This is a genomic window from Lutibacter sp. Hel_I_33_5, from assembly GCF_007827455.1.
GTDB lineage: Bacteria > Bacteroidota > Bacteroidia > Flavobacteriales > Flavobacteriaceae > Polaribacter.
On sequence record NZ_VISM01000001.1, the window covers coordinates 1,733,328 to 1,748,420 of the forward strand.

The following is a 15,093-nucleotide window of genomic DNA, read 5'->3' on the forward strand; positions in this document are numbered from 1 at the left end:
AGTTTAAAATAAGTCGTCGCTGGTTATACTTTTGGTTCTTTTACTATAGTTGATAGATCTTTTAACGAAGAAATCGCCATGTTTTGTTCCAATAATTTCATCATCAAACCAATCTGTTTCTGATACTAAAGCTTCATCTATATCAAATACTTTTTCTATTCCAATGCTTTCTAATGATTTATTGAATCTGTTTTTTATGAATTCTTTAATTACTGCTTTAGGTAAGAAATCTAATTCTCCGTTTTCGAAAATCCAATCAATTAATTTACTTTCAGAAAGAAAAGCTTCCTTACAAGTTTCTTGCACTAATAAACTATGATCGTCATCAAACCAATCTGGATTTTCTTCTTTGATAATTTTAATCACATCGATACCAAAATCTCCATGAATTTGCTCTTCTTTTGAGGTTGCCTCTACAACATTAGAAACTCCTTTTAATACATTTTTATGCTTGTTAAAAGCCATAATAATTAAGAACTGTGAAAATAACGACACATGTTCTATAAATAAAGAAAACAAAATAATTGATTCTGAAAACTCTTTATTGTCTTCACTATTTACATTTTTTAATGCTAATTCTAAATAATTAACACGTCTCATAATTACTGGGTTCTTCTTTAAGTTTTTAAACTCGTTATTCAACCCTAATATTTCTAATAAATGCGAATATGCATCATGATGTCTAACTTCACTTTCTGCAAATGTAGACCCCACAGAACCAATTTCTGGCTTTGGCATTCTCTTATAAATATCTCCCCAAAAAGTTTTAACTGCTACCTCAATTTGAGAAATTGCTAACATGGTGTTTTTGATAGCATTTTTTTCTACGGGTGTAAGAATTGTCTTAAAATCCTGTATATCACTGGTGTAATTAAATTCTGTATGAATCCAATAAGAGTGTCTAATTGCATCGACATATTCATTTAATTCAGGATAATCGTAAGGTTTTAAGTTTAATCTCTTTTCAAAAATATTTCGCTTTCTACTTCTAGCTTGTTCGTCTCTATATAAGATATAAGCTTTAGCAACATCTCTAAATGTGCTATCCATTAACTTATCTTCTACAATGTCTTGTATTTGCTCTACGGTAGGTGTATAATTAGGTTCTTTTAACTTCCTTTCTAACAACGTACCGATTACAATTTTAGAAATTGCTATTGCATCTTCTCTTGTTCCGTTATTTACGGAATTCATAGCATTTTCAATAGCTTTTGTAATTTTGTCTAACTCGAAACTACTAGTTTCTGAGTCTCTTTTTATGATTTGAGTAATTTGCACAGTAAATTGATGTTATTAAAGAGTTAAATAATCGTAGCTAACGACCTCTACAAAGATTGCATTTTTTGCTCCAAAAAGAAAGCCATACTTATTCACAAAACCCTTGAAGTTTTTAACAAATTGATGTTTTTTTGAAAAAAATCAAATAAAAAAACTCGAACTAAATATCTGTATTTCAAATATTTATATGCTATTTTTTTAAAGACCTATTGATTTTGCTGACATTCTTAAAAAAGCTTAAATTAAAAGTATGATTCGTTTTTCGAAATAAAAAGGCATAAAAAAACCTGCTCAATTTTAAGCAGGTTAATTAGTATTTTTATAAAATAGGTTAATTTAAAGTAGCAGTAAGACCTACAGTAGCTTCAACTTCAAAATTCATGTCTCCTGCATCTGATAATGTACTTCCAGCAAATTCAAAACTTATTTGATTTCCACTAGAAAACAATGAAGTTAATTCTTCTAATTTTGCAGCATCTGTTACAGAAACAGAATTACCGCTTGCGGCTGAGACTTTTACATCTACAACAGAAACAATCTCTTTACCATTTACTTTTATATTTAAAGACACTATTCCGTCTGCATTTCCACTAAACTTATCAAATTTATAAGAAAATGAAGTTACAGATATCGCAGATAGATTTCCAATGTCATTTATATAATCTCCTAAATTGGCTGTTGCTGCTTTTGTAAAGCTAACTGCAGTTCCATTAGTTTTTGGAACTGTAATTTGACCTGTTGATTGTGAAAAAGAAGTTGCTGTAGTAAGTTTTGGCGCTTTAAGTGTATCACAAGATGTGATTACAAACGTTAAAATGGTTAGTAATAGTGTAATTTTTTTCATAGTTTGCTGGAGTAAACTTTAATTTATCGTTGCGGTTAATTTAACACTTACTTCTATATCAAATTCCATTTTTCCTTCATTAGAGAGTAAACTTCCAGAAACAGAAAACATTGAAGTTGTATTGTTTAATAGAAATACTTTCTCTAATTCTTTAATAATTGTTGGATCAGTAATTTTATAAACTGTACCTTTTGTTGCTTCTTGCGATGGATTTACATTGGTAATAGACATTAATGTTAATGCATCTGCTGCTTTAACACTTAATGATTGTATAATGCCTTTTGTATTTCCTGTAAAGTTTTTAAGTTGAAAACTTACCTCACTAATTGCAATTCCAGTTACATTGTTAACATTAGAAATGTATTCTGCTAAATTAACAGCTGTTGATTTTTTTTCGAACTCGAAAGGTGTATTGTTTGTTTTTGGAACAACAACTCTAATTGCTTTAGAGAAATCACTTTTAGCCATTATTTGAACTGCTTCTTGATTTATTTCACAAGAAATAAACAAAACTAATAACGTTACTACTGTCGTTATTTTTTTCATTGAGGAATAGTATTAAATTAGTGTTGCAAAAATACGAATAAATTGTTTAAACTCTTTTTATGATGCAAAAATAAACAGTGTTAGCAATGCTAACACTGTTATCACAATTGATAATGATACCAAAACAATTTTCAATTGTGGTATTACTTTTTCACAAACTTCTTTAGATACTCCCTTCCTTCTCCTTGTATTTTTAAGAGATAAATTCCTTTAGAGAAATTTGATACATCAAGGTTTATAATTGATTGATTATCGATTTTCTTACTCAAACTTTTTTGTCCCATTAAATTAAAGATTTCAACTTTTTTAATAGAGCTATTATTTTGTAAAGAAATGTTTATAGTAGTATCTGTAGGGTTAGGATAAACACTAACTTTTTCAATATCAAACTTATTTACTGAAAGCGTTAAAGGTGTATATTTCCACATATCATAACCAGAACCTGTATAGTTTGCGGCAAAATATAAACTATTTTTATAACAGAAAAATTGTGATGGAATTGACCCAAAAAATGCATCATTTACTGCTTCTTGTGGTGCTATGGGAGTAGCATTTCCAGTCGTTTTAAACTCAAACAATCCATGTTTACCATTATACGCTCTAAAATACATGTTGTCTCCACAGTTACAAAATGCTGATGGACTACCACCAATCGAACCAGAATAAACATCTTCTGCTAAAGTAGTAGAACCGTTTCTTCTAACAAATAATTCGATTCCTGTTTCTGGTTTTGCTGCAGTAAAATACATTCCATCATTATAAACAATTGCTGGAGAAAAACCCCCACCTTCGGCTCCTGGTTTAAGGTCTAATTCTCTTGTAACACTATTTGTTGTTAAGTTGTACTTATGCATTTCTATTCCATGTTCATCATCAGATTGTGCTTGAAAAAACAAACTCTCGCTATACACAAAAAACTTCGCTGGATGGCTAGATTTATCTTCTTCATAAATATCTTTTATCATTACTGTTCCGGATTCGGTACCATCAGTTTTCCATAACTCAGTTCCTTTAGAAAGTGTTTCTGCAGAAAAATAAATTTTACTTGCATACTCAATAAAGTATTGTGGAGAAGAACCAGGAGCACCAACATAGATATCTTTTATCATTTTTGTTCCAGAATCTGTTCCGTCCGATTTCCAAAGCTCACTACCGCCTGCACCATCATTTGCTCTAAAAACAATACTGTTTTCAAAAGGCATTAATTGAGAGTTAAATTGTAAACTACTCCAACTATCTGGGTAAATATCTTTGACCAAAGTTGTTCCAGAAGTAGTACCGTCAGATTTCCATAGTTCTTTTCCGTTTGTTGGATTTTCACCCACAAAAAACAACAAGTTGTTTGCTACAGCAAAACTCCCTGTTGGTGTTACCGCATCCTTTACTAAAACTGTTCCTGATTCTGAACCATCGGTAACCCATAAACCATTATTACCACCTTCATTAGCAATAAAGTATAATTTGCCATTATATTCTATAAAACTTCTTGGATCTGAACTATCGCTGGAGTTAGGATTAATATCTTTTATTTTAACCGTTCCTGATTGTGTTCCGTCTGATTTCCAAAGTTCTACACCGTCATCATCTTTTGCTTGAAAAATTAACATACCATTATATTCTGTAAAATATTTTGGTTGAAAATCTCCAAATTGATTGAAGTCAAATAATTCAAACGTTTGAGAAAAACCAAGTGAGGTTATAAAAAGAATTAGTATTAGTAGTGTTTTTTTCATCATTATATGTTTTTATTTTCTTCTAGATTCTCTTGCAAGAAACTTTACCGAAACAGTTGTTTTTATATTTTTTTTTGATCCATCGTCCATAACATATTCAAAAGCTACTTCATCAGTAAAACTTCCTGTTACAAACCGTCTATCTTTTATTGTTCTTTTTTTCCATGGTGTTGTACTTGTGATTTTAGTATTTGTACAGCCCGAAAAATTTCCATTGATTCTTCTATATGGTTTTTCGTTTTTAAAATCTAAAAAATTCAAAGCGCCACAACCCGAAGTATGTTTTTTGGCCTTATAGCTTCCTTTATTGGCTTCACCTAAAAAATGACGATTTATATAATGTATCTGCATTCCGTTTTCTGCAACCAATTTAGAAGCGTTAAGATTACTTACCCCTTCGAAAAGTTCTAAATTAATCTGACTTACAAAATTTCCTTTCTCTGGATAAAATTTATGTGTTCCTTTAAAGTCTCCGTCATTAAAAGTAACTTCTATAAACACTTTTTTTTGTTGAGCAAAAGTTACAATTGAGATAAAAAAAAGTAGCATTAATATTTTATTTTTCATGATTTTTATTTTTTAAAATCCCATTGATTTATAATCGTTGGTATTAATAGTTACACTTTTATTTTTATTGTATTTAACTGCTTTCATATTACCAGTGTCATTACCAGATTTAGAATCAATTTCTAAAACAAAACCTTCAATTATTCCGCCTTCTCGCATACCAAGCATTGTTATATTTGTATTATTTGCTGGAAAATCTTTTGTAGCCCAAACACTTACATAACCACCTTCATTTGTATATTTATATTCATAACATGTAAATCCTAAAATAGATTTTGATGCGCCTGTTTTCTTTAATTCGTCTGGATTTGAAGGCACTTTATCAGAAAAATCTGTTTGAGAAAACTGATCTTGAGCCACGGTTTTTTTCATTTTCATTCCGCTAACATTTATAAACATGGTAATGCTTTTTGGAGTAATAACATTATATGCTATACCTCCTTCACCCATATCTTCGGATACAATTGACATTCCATAAATACTAGGATAATCTCCTAATAAAAACTCCATGTCTGCAGTACTTCCATCATTACTTGTCATTTTTACTTCTAAACTAGATGTAAAAGAAAATTTACTTGGAATTTTAATATCTGTTTTATTACTATTGATGTTTGCAAACGGGTTAGTAGAATTATTGTTTGTGTTATTTGAAGTATTTTTATTAGACGTTTCTGATCTATTTTCAACAATTCTTTTATCTATAATTTCTGAAACACTTAAATTAATATAAGAACCCGAAATTGGTTTGTCTCCTTCTGTAGTATTCCAAGTTCCTTTTAGTGAAAAAACAACTTTTTTACTATCAGCATGATGAATTATTATTTGTCCTTCTTTTGGATTTAAAAACCCGCTTCCATTAAAAGCAAGCGCATATCCATCTGGAAAAGCATCAACAGGTTTTATAACCCGATCTTCATTATATGTTTTTACAGAATTTGATAAGTTGTCTTTTGTAAATTTTCCATAAACAGAAATAGCAATGTCCTTTGTAATATATTCATAACCATGACTATAAAGTTTTAAGATTCCAGAACCACCAGAAAACACGGGCAATTGATTAGATTGCTCAATTTTTGGTTCGTCTTTCTTTTTCTCTCCATCAAAGGTTTTGTCAATTACCTTATCGGTTTCTTTATCTAATTTTTCTTCTACTTTTTGCTCAACTTTATTTTGAACTTTTTTCTTAAGTTTTTTCCAAAATTGAGCTTGGGTTGGCGCACAAACACCGAATACGAATACAGCAAAAAATGCTGCTTTTTTGTAGTTAATTTTTGGTATCATTTTTATATCGTTTTATTCTTTATGTATTTTTAAAAGAAAGGTTAACATTTTTATTTTATTTTTATATTTCTGTTTACCTTTTCCATTTTAAATCATTAATGAACAAAAACCAACGTATACTACTTTTAAAACAAGCTGATAGAAATGCTTTAAAGGAATTGTATACAGAAAACAGAGATGCCTTTATAGAATTTGGTTATAAGTTTTCTAAGAATAAAGAGGATATTTTAGATGTCTATCAGGATGCGATAATTGTTCTACAAGAACAAGCATTAGAAGGAAAAATGGATAATTTAACATGTACTGTAAAAACCTATTTATTTAGTATTGGCAAGTATATGTTGTATGACAAAAACAGAAAAAATAATAAGAGTGTAACATCAGATTTTTTAGAAAAAGAAGATTATAATTATAAAGAAATAGCTGCTGATTTTACTGATGACACATCAAATGAAAATATAAAAAAATTACAAATTGCTTTTGGAAAAATAGGGAAGAAATGCAAAGAAGTATTATCGCTCTTTTATTATAGAGGGTATTCGATTGATGAAATTGCAACCTCCTTAAATTATGAAAATAAGAATGTAGTGAAAAGTCAGAAATCTAGATGTTTAAAACAGTTAAGAGAATTATCTAATAAGGAATAGGATGGAAGAGTTTGAAAATGATGTAAAAAAAGCGATTCGTAATCACGAAAGAGCAGCGCTTAAATCTGAATTACAAGATTTAGAAGCTACTATTTCTAAGAAATCGACACTAAAAAAAGGAACTCCAAAATGGTTGGTTGCTGCATCTGTTGCGTTGTTGATTTCTTTAAGCGGTTATTATTTAATTGCTGGAAATTCGCTAAATAATCAAGAATTATACGCAGAATATTATCAACCTTATAGAAATGTTATACATCCAGTTGTAAGAGGAGATTCAAGTACTGATTTAAAAACAACTGCTTTTGTTTATTATGAAAATAACAACTACAAAAAAGCATACGATACTCTTTTAAAACTTTACAAGAAAGATGTAAATCCTGATTATTTATTATACCAAGGAATTTGTTTATTGGAATTGAATCAACCCAAAAAAGCAATAACTATTTTTTCTAAAAGTTTAGAAAACAACACAACTTATTCTACAAAAGTAACTTGGTATTTAGCACTTTCTTACCTTCAACAAAATGATATAGAAAAAGCTACCTTTTATCTAAATAAATACTTAAAATCAGGTGATTTATTTAAAAAAGATGAAGCTGAAACTTTACTTAAAAAATTGAAGTAAGTTCTTTTTAAACAGAAGAAAAATAACAAGTATTATTACAAGGCTAAATATCCAAAAAGTATAACTTGTGTTTTCAACAATTGCTGTTTGATTTCCGTTTAAAACAAAACCTGCCCAATAAAAAGGATGTAATAATTCTGTGTCTTTTACAGTGTTTATATATTCTTTTTTAGCGAGTTGTAAAGCTTTACTTTTAGCGTTTCCATCTTTTAGATAGGTGTAAAAAGATGTCATTATTTGAGCCGTTTCTTTATCGGGTACTTTCCATAAACTCATAATTGTACTTGGTACACCTGCATAGAAAAAAGCTCTAGATAAATTGATAACACCTTCTCCTTTTTCAATTTTACCAAAACCCGTTTCGCAAGCACTCAAAACTGCAAGCTGAGAATTTATACTTGTGTTATAAATTTCTGAAACTGGCAAACTAGCATCATTAAATTTAAGGTTGCTAAATTCTGGTATTTCACTATTTATTTCTGTGTGCATTGCTAAATGAATAATACTAGAATTTTGTCCATATAGTTTAAAATTCTCCTTAGAAGCTTCTTCATTAATATATATGTTTCCGCTCATTAGTTTTCCAATCGATTTAACTTCTTTATGAATATTTTTTAGTTGTAAATTGCCTGAATAGTTAGGTGAAAAACCAATCCAATTATTTGTGAATTTATCATCCTTTTTGTCTAATTGTTCTAACAACAAATTGATAGATCCTGCGTAACTTATGGTATGGTTTTTAATTACATATTGATTGTTTTTATCTTTTAAAACCTCAAAAGGAATGGTATTTAAAACAGCGTCTTTTATAATAATTAGTTCTTCTTTTTTATCCTTAAAAGGAGTTAGTAAAAATTTATGAAGCTCTTTTGAAAATGCATCAATAGGCAACCTATTTGAAATTCCTTTTTGCAGGTTTTTTGTTAGTTTTTTTATTGTACTTACTTCACCTATTTTTTGAAAGCTAAAATTTGAATTTGTGATTGAAAATCCAAAAATGTAATCATCTGAGACAAAATAAGAAATGATTTGTTGTGTTTGTTTTAAAACTTTTTGTGCTTCATTAATTGTTGTTATTTTTGGGAAACGAATTGCTTTTTTATAACTAGGGTATTTTTTATAAATCTCATATTCTAGCGCAGCAATTTTTTCATAAACTTGAGTTCTAGAATCGTATAATTCTTGTAATTTTTTTATTGAAGGTGTATCAGCAGTTTCTTCAAAATATAAGTTTAACCGAATTTTGTTACGTTCCTCAATTAACACTTTATTTTTCTGAATAAAATCTTCTGGAATTTTAGTTTTTAACTTGTTCCTTTTTACTCCAGAAAGTAAAATAGCATTTCTATTAAATTCAAAAAGTTCAAAAGCTTTATCGCTATATTTTTTGTTATTGGTTTTAGAGAATAATACCCAACAAGTTTCTAAATCTTCTGCTACAATTTCTTTTATTTCTTTTCCAAAAAGCAATCTTGATTTTTCCGAAGAAAACCCACTTCTAATATGTCTAATTAATGCTAATTTTTGATCGATTAAATTAAATTGAGCATCAAAATTTCCTTTCTCCCCAAGCTTTTTACTTTTAAACACTAAGGCTTCTAAAACTTGAAAAGGAGCTAAAAGACTATTCAAATTTTTAGGTGAATAATTTGATGATTGAAAGACAGAATCCACAAATTGCAAGTTATTTGTAACCTTAGAAAGTGTTAGATAGGTCTCAGCAATTTCTTCATGTTTATTTCCATACACTTTCTTATAAATTTGCATAGATTCTTTTACAATAGATATTGATTTTTCTGAAACTTTATTCAGTTTTTGATGTACTTCAGCTAATAATAATTTTGTAGCAGCTTGGTATAAGTTTTTCTTTGTTTTTTTACCAATTTCAATACTTTTTTCTAAGTGTTCTTCTGCTTTGTTATATTCTTTTTCTAGAAAAAATAACTCTCCTAATTTTAAATAAGCTTCACATGTCCAATGATGATTTTTTCCATAAGTTTTTTCTCTTATATTTTTACATTTTTCAATGAATTGCAACGCTTTTTTATATTCTTTTTTTCGTTTTAAATGTGATGCATAAGAGATATAAAAAAAAGTAATATCAGGAGAATTTTCTCCATATTTCTGAATGGCTAAATTCAATGCTTTTTCTACATAAATTTCTGCATTGTCAAAATCCCTTTTTAAAGAATATGTATTAGAAATACCTAAATACGTATCTGGTAAAAACGCTGTATTTTTAGATTTTAATAGATATTCTCCAGAAGTTTTATAAAGATCAATTGCTTCATTAAAACGCCCTAAATCTTCATAAACAATAGCAATATTATAGGATGTTATTGCCAACTGTTCATTATCTGCTTTGTTTACTTTTTTAAGTTGGTAAGCTTTATTATAATGAAGTAATGTGCTGTCTAAATTTCCTTTAAAATAGTATGCAACACCAATTAAATTTATTGCAGAAGCTTCTTCTAGAGTATTATTACTTTTTTTATAAAACTCAATAGCTTTTTTAGATGATTTTATTGCGTCATCATATTTACCTAAATCAATTTCTACTCTTCCTTTGGTAAAAATCGTGCGTCCTTTTAAGAAATAAGATTCAGCTTTTTTTTGTACTATATTTTCTAATTGAGAAACTTTAGTAAACGCCTCTTTATACTTTCCTTTTCCTTTAAGTTTTAAAACTTGAGTAATATTATTTTCAACAAAAGTTGTATCAATTGTTTGAGCACTAATTTGAAAACTAATCAGTAGCAGAAAAAGTAATAAACGCATGGTGTACAATTTTCAATAAATATATCAAATTATTTTAAAAAAATACAGCGTTAGAATTAACTAACGCTGTAGTAAACAATTAAAAAATGATACCCCACATATTCAATTGCTTTATTTAATCATAACTTTTTTTAGATAACTCCTCTCTTCTCCATTAACTTTTACATAATAAATACCTGCAGCTAATTTTGATGTGTTTATTTTAATTTCTTTTTGTTGATCTGCATTTTTAAGCAACAATTTTTTTCCGTTTAAAGAATATATTTCTATCGTTTTTATAAAATCATTTTTAAGCAAAACTGTAAATTCTTTATTGATAGATGGATTTGGATATACTGCTATTTCTTTGTTGCCGGTTATAAAATTATCAGTAGACAAAGTAGCTGTTTCTTTTGCTTTAATAGTAAATGTTCCATTTTCTGATTGACTACTAGTTCTTGAACCTGAGCTTCCTTCTAACCAAACTTTTAAATAAAATTTTGCAGCAACAGTTAAATTTGATAATGAAATATTATCACCACAAGCAATTGCAGTTGAACTACTACAGGTTTGATAAATTGCAAATTTTAAATTACCACCAACAGCCGTTCCTTGAATACTAAATTCTCCACTTTGTGGTACAACAACTGTATACCAAACATCCGCAATTACATTTCCAGAAGCACACGTAGGATTGTTATTTATAGTACCACTATTAATATCTCCAGGTGTTTGCTGGTTAAAAGTTAAAGGAATCGCATTAACACAATCGTCATTTGCTGGTGCGCAATCTGTAGAAAAAGAAGCTGCTGCATCTTTATTAGTCCAAGTTGTTTGGCTATAATTAACATTATCTACTTCAATACATGTAAGATTTGGGTTGTTTTTAATATTAAAATTATCAGTTGATATTGTCGATTGACTTTGTAAATTTAAACTTTCTAATAAATTATCATTTCCCCAAAATGTACCTAAAAAAGCATTCTCTCTTAGGTCTAAATTTTTAAGTTGATTATCATTACAATAAAGAGTTCTTAAATTCTTGTTTGAGTATAAATTTAACGCTTCTAATTGATTGCTCTGGCATCTAAGGCTCCACAAATTTTTTAATTGATGAACCTCAATAGAAGTTAGATTATTACTTCCTAAATTAACTTGTGTTAAACTTAGGTTATTTGAAAGATCTATAGATGATAATTGATTTCTCCCAAAATTTATATTGTCTAACTTAGTATTTTTACTTAAATCTACTTGTACAAGACTATTATTATAAGCTGATAAAGTTTTAAGGTTAATAAAATCTTGAATACCTGAAAGACTAGCTATATTTTTATGTGATAAATTTAAAATTGAAAGTGAACTTATAGCTTCTGTTAATACAAAACCATCATTTTCAATACCATTTCCTAAATTTTGTTGTTCTAAATACGCTTCAAAATTTGTGTCAGGTATTGCAGTTAAACTTGTACAGTTTGTATAAAATCTTGTTTGAGCATCTTTGTTTGTCCAGTTTGTGTTACTGTAATCTACATCATCTACTTGAACACAATGTAAATTTGGATTTCCAGAAACTTTAAATCTACTACTGCTTAGATTTTGATTATTACTGTTTTTTATACTTACACTTTCTAATTGATTGTTGATTAAGTTAAACGAGTACAATTTTTTATTTTCATCTACATTTATTTTTTTTATTTTATTTTCAAAAGCAGATACTATTAATAACTCCTTATTATTGGTGAGATTTAATTCTGATATCTGATTTTCACTACAAATTAAATCTTTCAATTCTGTTAATAAAGAAACATCTAATTCTTGTAGTTGATTATTAGAAACATCAAGAATAGTTTTTAAATTTATATTTTTAGATACATCTATAGATGTAAGTTGATTATTTTTTAAAACCAACCTTTCTAGTTTTAAGTTTTTACTTAAATCGACCTGGGTAATAGTATTGTTTCTTGCTTCTAAATGATTTAACTCGGTAAAATCTTCTATTCCAGTGATATCTGAAATGCTTTGACCAGAAATGTCTAAATATGTTCTTGTATTTATTTTTTCCGTTTCAACTAATCCGTCATTTGCAATTCCGTTTCCTAAGTTTCTTGCTTCTAAATATGCTTCAAAATTTGCGTCTGGTATTTTTGTATACGTTGGGCAAGTTTCTTTAAAAGAAGTGTGTGTATCAATTAAAACTCCTGAACGATTATTCCAAGCATTAGAATCATCTACCTGTATACAAGTTAAAGAAGAATTACCTTTAGCTTCAAATTCTCTAATTATACTATTATTTCCATTCTTAATATTTAAACCAATCAAACTATTGTTGTTAGCATTAACTATTTCCAGCTTAGGATTGTTACTTAAATTTAAATATTCTAAAGAGTTATCATCTGCATAAAAAGAATATAAATTTTCATTAGTACTTAAATCTATGTTAGTTAATTGATTTTTATCTAGGTTTAAAATTCTTAGTTTAATGTTTTTGCTTACGTCTAAAGTTTTGAATACGTTTTCTGAAAGTTCAAAATAATCTAATTCTAAATTATTAGTTAAATCAATTGTGTTTATTTGATTAAAGTTTATTGTTAAATTTTTCAGCTTTTTATTTTTTAATAAATCTAATTCTGTAAGATTATTTTTTTGAATTAATAAACTTGTTAAGTTTTCATTACTAGAAACATCGATTGTTTTAATTGAATTTCTTGAAAGACTAATGGTTTCTAAATCTTTATTTTCAGAAAAATTGATGTTTGTTATTAAATTATCAAAACTAATAAAACTCTTTAATTTTAATAGGTTTGAAACATCTATAGAAACTATTTTATTCTTTGAAATATCTAGACTTTCTAGTAACGTGTTTTTTGTAACATCTATTTTTGTAATATTATTACTATCTACTTTTAAACTTTTTAGAGATTTAAAATCTTGGATACCTGTTAAGTCTGATATTCCCTTAGCTATAGGTGATAATTCTGAAATGTTTTCAATATCAGAAGTTGGTACTCGGCCGTTTAAAGTTTGATCAGAATCTATATTAGCATCAATTAAATATTGCTCAAAATTTGCATCTGGAATTTTAGTAGTTTCTATAATTGGATCATTTGTAATAGTTCCAAAAGTCTTCCAAACTTCTGCTGCTTCATAAGTAGTTTTTGTATTGTCGGGAACTTTTAAAGTAACATTACTTAGCGTGATATTTTCAAAAACATTAGCGTTAATAGTTAACGGAGTTTGCCAATTTACAATAACAGCAGATAAACTTTCGCAATTTTGAAAAGCCATTCTTTCAATAATATTTACTCTCTCTGGGATATTAATTTTTTTTAGCTTAGAACATCCAGAAAAAGCTTCATTATTAATTCTAAGGGTATTTTCTGGTAATGTAATATTTTCTAGTGATGTACAATTTTCAAACATTCCGCTAGAAATAAATCCAACATTAGCAGGAATATTAACTTGTTTTAATTTTGTGCAATTTTTAAATAAATCTCCACTTAAAGAAGTGATAGATTCTGGCAATACCATACTTTCTAAATTAACACAATCTCTAAAAGCACCACTTCCAATTTTAGTAATAGTTTCATGTAAATTAACTTCGGTTAAATTGGTACAGCCTCTTAAAAAGTAAAATGGAATTTCTGTTATGTAATCTGGAATTGTAATACTTGTTAAATTTTTACAATTCTGAAATAAGCTTGATGCCACTGTGGTAATAGTATTTGTAAAAGTAAATTCAGTTAAACCAGTTCCACTAAAAGCACCAACATCTAAACTAGTAACAGACTCAGGAATGTTTATTTTAGTCAAATTCTCACAATTGTAAAAAGCGTATTTCCCTATTAATTCTAAAGAATTAGGTATCATTACGTTTGCTAATGATTTACAACCACTAAAAGCACTGTCTTCTATTTTGGTAACAGAATTGGGAATATTAATCTCTTGAATGATTGTATTTTCAAAAGTATTTACACCTATTTTGGGAATCGAATTCGGTAAAGAAACTGTTGCAAGTGTTGTACAGTTGTAAAAAGAATATGAACCTATTGAAGTAACAGAATCTGGTATTTCTATACTAGTTAACACATTGCAATTTGAAAAAGCAAAATCATTTATTTTGGTTATTGTGTATGTTACACCATCATAATCAAATGGGCTTTGCAACGTTAAATCTCCTGTAAAGCAAGAAGTTGAAGCGATAGATACATGATTTTTTGATGTATCAGTTACAGTATAAAGTACTCCATTAAGTTTAAAACTTTGTCCTTGTATATTTAAAGCCGATATAAAAAATGCTATTAATAAAATTCCTTTTGCTTTCATATTGCTTTATTTTGATCTTCCTGGTCTTTTTCGTAAAATAAAGTTGATACTTACTGGAGCAATCTTACCTTTTACATCTTTTGGGTTTGCTTGAATTTCTACAATAAAATCTCCTTCTTTTTTTACCATATCATCCCAACTTGTTACCATATCATCCCAACTTGTTACCATATCGTCCCAACTTGTTACGATAAAATTATCTCCTGGGAAAAATGAAGGCGTACTTTTTAATGCTGTTTTTTTTACCGTTTCTCCGTTTCTTTTTACAACAGATACTATAACAAAAGTTACTTTTTGATTTTTTTCGATTTCATTCGCTTTAAAAGAAATTTTTAATGATTTTAAATGCTTCGTTACTTCTTCTAAAGAATTTGAAGTCAACTTTATTTCTGTTTTAGAGCGCTCATTTAAAGTTAATTTTCCTTCTACAGTTTGTGCTTTTATTGTAGAAATAGCAAATATGCAAACGAATAAATAAATGATTTTTTTCAT

11 protein-coding genes are annotated in these 15,093 nt (G+C 28.0%); 2 read left to right on the forward strand and 9 right to left on the reverse strand.

Features of this window, described 5'->3' with window-relative positions; genetic code table 11:
* Positions 1 to 3: 3 nt before the first annotated feature.
* The 6 genes from OD91_RS07670 to OD91_RS07695 all read right to left on the reverse strand — a co-directional run bounded on the left by OD91_RS07670 (position 4) and on the right by OD91_RS07695 (position 6,249).
* Positions 4 to 1,278, reverse strand: coding sequence for a ribonucleotide-diphosphate reductase subunit beta (locus OD91_RS07670; RefSeq protein WP_144895799.1), 1,275 nt, complete (start codon positions 1,276 to 1,278; stop codon positions 4 to 6).
* A 331-nt stretch (positions 1,279 to 1,609) separates the two neighbouring features.
* Positions 1,610 to 2,122, reverse strand: a complete 513-nt coding sequence (locus OD91_RS07675) for a hypothetical protein (RefSeq protein ID WP_144895800.1) — start codon at positions 2,120 to 2,122, stop codon at positions 1,610 to 1,612.
* Positions 2,123 to 2,140: 18 nt separating this feature from the next.
* Complete coding sequence (locus OD91_RS07680) at positions 2,141 to 2,668, reverse strand: hypothetical protein (protein WP_144895801.1); 528 nt, start codon at positions 2,666 to 2,668, stop codon at positions 2,141 to 2,143.
* A 143-nt stretch (positions 2,669 to 2,811) separates the two neighbouring features.
* Positions 2,812 to 4,401 (reverse strand): T9SS type A sorting domain-containing protein, encoded by a 1,590-nt coding sequence (locus OD91_RS07685; RefSeq protein WP_186434421.1) that lies wholly within the window; start codon positions 4,399 to 4,401, stop codon positions 2,812 to 2,814.
* Between the two features lie 12 nt (positions 4,402 to 4,413).
* On the reverse strand, positions 4,414 to 4,968 hold the full coding sequence (locus OD91_RS07690; protein ID WP_144895803.1) for a hypothetical protein: 555 nt from the start codon (positions 4,966 to 4,968) through the stop codon (positions 4,414 to 4,416).
* A 12-nt stretch (positions 4,969 to 4,980) separates the two neighbouring features.
* Complete coding sequence (locus tag OD91_RS07695; RefSeq protein ID WP_144895804.1) at positions 4,981 to 6,249, reverse strand: DUF4412 domain-containing protein; 1,269 nt, start codon at positions 6,247 to 6,249, stop codon at positions 4,981 to 4,983.
* Positions 6,250 to 6,347: 98 nt separating this feature from the next.
* On the opposite strand from OD91_RS07695, the gene OD91_RS07700 reads away from it, so the two are divergent.
* Positions 6,348 to 6,896, forward strand: coding sequence for an RNA polymerase sigma factor (locus OD91_RS07700; RefSeq protein ID WP_144895805.1), 549 nt, complete (start codon positions 6,348 to 6,350; stop codon positions 6,894 to 6,896).
* A gap of 1 nt (position 6,897) precedes the next feature.
* A complete protein-coding gene (locus tag OD91_RS07705; protein ID WP_144895806.1) occupies positions 6,898 to 7,521 on the forward strand; it encodes a tetratricopeptide repeat protein in 624 nt (207 codons plus the stop codon).
* Here the strand turns inward: OD91_RS07705 and OD91_RS07710 are convergent.
* The 3 genes from OD91_RS07710 to OD91_RS07720 all read right to left on the reverse strand — a co-directional run bounded on the left by OD91_RS07710 (position 7,501) and on the right by OD91_RS07720 (position 15,093).
* Complete coding sequence (locus OD91_RS07710) at positions 7,501 to 10,299, reverse strand: CHAT domain-containing protein (RefSeq protein WP_144895807.1); 2,799 nt, start codon at positions 10,297 to 10,299, stop codon at positions 7,501 to 7,503. The two genes, OD91_RS07705 and OD91_RS07710, sit on opposite strands and share 21 nt — an antisense overlap.
* A 111-nt stretch (positions 10,300 to 10,410) precedes the next feature.
* Positions 10,411 to 14,601, reverse strand: a complete 4,191-nt coding sequence (locus tag OD91_RS07715; protein WP_144895808.1) for a leucine-rich repeat protein — start codon at positions 14,599 to 14,601, stop codon at positions 10,411 to 10,413.
* 6 nt (positions 14,602 to 14,607) lie between these two features.
* Positions 14,608 to 15,093 (reverse strand): hypothetical protein, encoded by a 486-nt coding sequence (locus OD91_RS07720; RefSeq protein WP_144895809.1) that lies wholly within the window; start codon positions 15,091 to 15,093, stop codon positions 14,608 to 14,610.